Below are 2,967 nucleotides of genomic sequence, written 5' to 3'. Positions count from 1 at the left end.
AATTACGTGTTTTTCTACGAGCTGCATTTGACTCGACATGAGTAAATGTATTGTGCTTTGTATTATATACGAGTTCCTGCGAGCGTCAACATGGCTGGTAAAAAATTATAATGATTCCAAACGCAGATTTCTCTGACGCAAGACGCCCACATCTGTCATCCAATGGCACGGAGGCAAAAACAAATTGAACTACGGGCAAATAGTCTCGCGCCGCCACAATTTGCTCAAAAAGCTACCCAAATAGTTAAGGATGGGTAGCTTTGTCCATAAATTAAGTTACAGTTCCTAACCCAGAAGCAACAACCGATCGCCCGGAGCTGAGTTTGGGCTCGCTTGCTTGGGAGCGAAATTAACTGCGGTTGTCCTTGGCAATTCGCGATCGGCTGCTGCTCGATCGCATCTGGGACGAATGCTCGATCGACAGTTGGGCGCCTACTCTCTTGACGAAAAACTCGGTTTCTTCCTAGATACGCAAATTTCCCAGCTTCTGATTTTGGGTAGAAACCGGGTTGATGAGCGGTAAGTGCTAATTTGTGTTGAAACCAATATTTAAGCTGTACTGCATTTAAGTCGGTCTTTTTCAATTGCCCTGTCAAAATAACGTCAAATTCTCTGGCTTGTGGCCCTCCGAGGGCGATTTTCCCGATCGCCCCCTCGGAGTCCACTGAGAAAGTAGCGAAGGTTGAAGAGTGGCGCAGCCCGATCGCGCGATGAAACAAATCCCTCTACAACATTATAAATTGTATATTTTAATTCCCTATTCCTTGTTCTTGTCCCCCCCCATCCGCTTCTCCCCCTCGAACATCACAGACAATAGAACTCTTGCAAAAGTCAAATTTACCCCCCGCAAGTCCCCTCGAACTTCGGGGGGAAACAAGAATAATCTTACCCCCTCCCCGAACTCGCGGGGAGGGCTGGGGTGTGGTGCTTTGTATTTTTGTAAGAGATCTAATGTTTTTGGTGCAGCAGCTAATTCCTCCGGTGGTGGCTGCACGATGTTTCTGCCGCCACGCCCATTCAATCGGTTTTTAGCGAAAACCCTTTCAACGAACAGGTGAAATTTCCTTGATTTTTTTACCGGATTGCCTTCCCCGGACTGCGTTGTGTGCAAATTATAGCAGATGTTGAATGAAGGAAGAAGGAAGAAGGAAGAAGGAAGAACGGAGAAGGAAGAAGGCGATAAAGGCTGCGCTCGGGGGGTAAAAAGAAGTCTGAACTCAGAAGTCAGAAGCAATCGACTCCATGGGGAAAGGGCCATTAAGAGCGTCCTAACCGTCAGGGTGGATGGGCTATATATGCCGAACACCTTAGTAGAAGATTGCTCTTCGGTATTTGGGGTTTTGAGGGGATTCGCTGCCCGAAAAACAGGGTTTACAAGTAGGTGGCAGCGGCATCGAGAACAAGTGCTGCCTCGCCTTGTTGAGGTAAAATTTAACCCCGCGCCGGTAACAAGGCTGGCGGCAGATTTGCCTGTGTCGCGCCCTAGGTATTTTCATTCATCGGTGCTTTGGTTTTTACCTTGACCGCAGACTGGATCGGGGATTGGTGAAAGTTGGGAACAGACTTTACTGTAAAAAAGTAAAGCATTTAATTTGCGACAATAATTCCTCCCGCGATCGCGCCCTTGACGCTTAGGCAAGCATCACCTGCTCGAAGGCAAATAGATCTGCCTTCGAGTATCCTTACTTACACCCCCGGTTTTGAGACCGCAAAAATTTACCCAGAATCTTATATTCCGAATTCTTAGTATTGACAGTGAAACAAAGTTAATCTAATGTGTTGTAATTGATATAAGTAAAGTCCAATAAGCGAGGTACGGTCAATGGCAGAAACAGCTACAGCACCCTTAACAGGAAAAGGTCTGCTTCAAAAAATCAAAGGCAGCGATTTGCCGCGCAGAGAACTTGCAAAGCTTTGCGGCTACTTCACCGTCAGCAAAAGTGGAGAAACCCGGATTAACTTGGCTGAGTTTTACGATGCAGTGTTAGCTGCTAAGGGAATTGAGCTAGAGAAGTCGAAAGCAGACGGACGCGGACGAGAAGCGAGTTATCGCGCTAGCGTTCACAAGAATGGCTCGATCGTGATCGGGGCAAATTATACCCAAGAAATGGGATTAAAGCCAGGTGACGAGTTTGAAATTAAACTCGGATACAAGCACATTCGCTTGATTCAGATCGATGTGGACAGACCGGAAGTGGAAGTGGAAGAAGAGGAGGATACAGAAGAATAGAGGCGATCGCGATGCAGTCTGCCGATAGCAAGGCGACTGGATTTGATATTCGCTACAGAAGTATTTGCGCGCCAACCTTCGATTTAACTGATGAGCTGTCTTGACTATTTCTATTTTCTCTTGTCCCGCAAAGACTACAGTGCCTCTGAACTTCGCAAAAAGGGGCAAGAGAAAGGTTTTGGCAATGAGGAAATATTGGAGGCGATCGCGCAAATTCAAGACCGGGGCTATCAGTCTGACACTCGCTTGGTGGCAAACTCGATCGCCTCTGCTACGGGCAAATACGGGAAATCGGCCATCAAGCGCAAGTGCCTGCAAAAAGGAATTACTAGCGATTTGTTCGAGCAAGTCTGGGAGGAAGAAATTGCCGAAAATCTGGACTCGGAAGCCGCAAAACTCGCCGAATTAAAAGCCAAAGTCATGCGGAAATACAAGATCGATGCTTGGAGTAAAGTAGATCCGAAAACCAAGGGCAAAGTCTTGAACTACCTGCAATACAGGGGCTTTAATGCTTTTGAACTTTTGCGGCAGTGGCAAACAGAAGAAGATGAAGGGTTAACTTACAGGGCGAAATAGTTATCTAAACTTAGTCAAAGCTCGCTGGACAAGATAAGTCTAGAATTGAGATAATATCTGCAATGCCGAAAACCAAGGCTCAATTATCCGGTTTGTAAACCGCAGTTCTGTCTGTACTAGCCAGCCTGTTAAGGTCGAGAAGGAAGTCCACAACTCGTTAA

4 protein-coding genes are annotated in these 2,967 nt (G+C 46.6%); 3 read left to right on the top strand and 1 reads right to left on the bottom strand.

The genetic code is table 11. The features are described from left to right. Positions 1 to 224 precede the first annotated feature (224 nt). Positions 225 to 719 carry a hypothetical protein gene (locus JGK07_RS00080; protein ID WP_293187173.1) on the bottom strand — a complete coding sequence of 165 codons (495 nt, stop codon included), beginning with the start codon at positions 717 to 719 and terminating at the stop codon, positions 225 to 227. A 402-nt stretch (positions 720 to 1,121) separates the two neighbouring features. Here JGK07_RS00080 and JGK07_RS00075 point away from each other — a divergent pair, with 402 nt between their 5' ends. The 3 genes from JGK07_RS00075 (at position 1,122) to JGK07_RS00065 (ending at position 2,806) form a co-directional block, all read left to right on the top strand. Next, entirely contained in the window at positions 1,122 to 1,523 is a 402-nt protein-coding gene (locus JGK07_RS00075; RefSeq protein WP_293187174.1) for a hypothetical protein, read from the top strand. A 299-nt stretch (positions 1,524 to 1,822) separates the two neighbouring features. Then, positions 1,823 to 2,230 (top strand): AbrB family transcriptional regulator, encoded by a 408-nt coding sequence (locus tag JGK07_RS00070; protein ID WP_293187175.1) that lies wholly within the window; start codon positions 1,823 to 1,825, stop codon positions 2,228 to 2,230. A 90-nt stretch (positions 2,231 to 2,320) separates the two neighbouring features. Further along, positions 2,321 to 2,806: a regulatory protein RecX gene (locus JGK07_RS00065; protein ID WP_293187176.1), complete on the top strand. Its 486-nt coding sequence runs from the start codon at positions 2,321 to 2,323 to the stop codon at positions 2,804 to 2,806. Positions 2,807 to 2,967: the final 161 nt, after the last annotated feature.

This window comes from Microcoleus sp. PH2017_24_DOB_U_A, from assembly GCF_020738205.1.
GTDB lineage: Bacteria > Cyanobacteriota > Cyanobacteriia > Cyanobacteriales > Microcoleaceae > Microcoleus.
This window is presented reverse-complemented; position numbering and strand designations above follow the sequence as displayed.